Source organism: Peribacillus acanthi, assembly GCF_003073175.1.
Classification (GTDB): domain Bacteria; phylum Bacillota; class Bacilli; order Bacillales; family DSM-1321; genus Bacillus_BN; species Bacillus_BN acanthi.
In genome coordinates this window covers 859-1,299 of the sequence record NZ_QBBX01000052.1, presented here as the reverse complement: position 1 = coordinate 1,299, position 441 = coordinate 859, and the positions used below count along the sequence as shown (strand labels likewise).

General features: G+C 46.3%; 3 tRNA genes and 1 rRNA gene. All 4 read right to left on the bottom strand.

Going from position 1 to position 441, the window contains the following annotated elements:
- Positions 1–60, bottom strand: a 16S ribosomal RNA gene (locus DBX25_RS20405); the annotation flags it as partial.
- A gap of 90 nt (positions 61–150) precedes the next feature.
- Positions 151–226: transfer RNA gene (locus DBX25_RS20400), tRNA-Ala, on the bottom strand.
- A gap of 20 nt (positions 227–246) precedes the next feature.
- Positions 247–323 (bottom strand) — tRNA-Pro (locus tag DBX25_RS20395).
- 41 nt (positions 324–364) lie between these two features.
- Positions 365–441 (bottom strand) — tRNA-Arg (locus DBX25_RS20390).

Sequence of the window (441 nt, the reverse complement as noted above, 5' to 3'; positions counted from 1 at the left end):
TTGCATGTATTAGGCACGCCGCCAGCGTTCGTCCTGAGCCAGGATCAAACTCTCCAAAAAGTGTTTGACTTGCTCATAAAATGCCTTATTTAAAAGACTTAAATTTAAACGTTGACGTATTGTTTTGTTTAGTTTTCAAAGAACAATTATTGGTGGAGCCTAGCGGGATCGAACCGCTGACCTCCTGCGTGCAAGGCAGGCGCTCTCCCAGCTGAGCTAAGGCCCCAATATAGGATGATTTTTAAATGGTCGGGAAGACAGGATTCGAACCTGCGACCCCTTGGTCCCAAACCAAGTGCTCTACCAAGCTGAGCTACTCCCCGCTTAAAATTAATTAATTTTAAGCATTCTTCTTAAGCATATATGGCGCGCCCGAAAGGAGTCGAACCCATAACCTTCTGATCCGTAGTCAGACGCTCTATCCAATTGAGCTACGGGCGC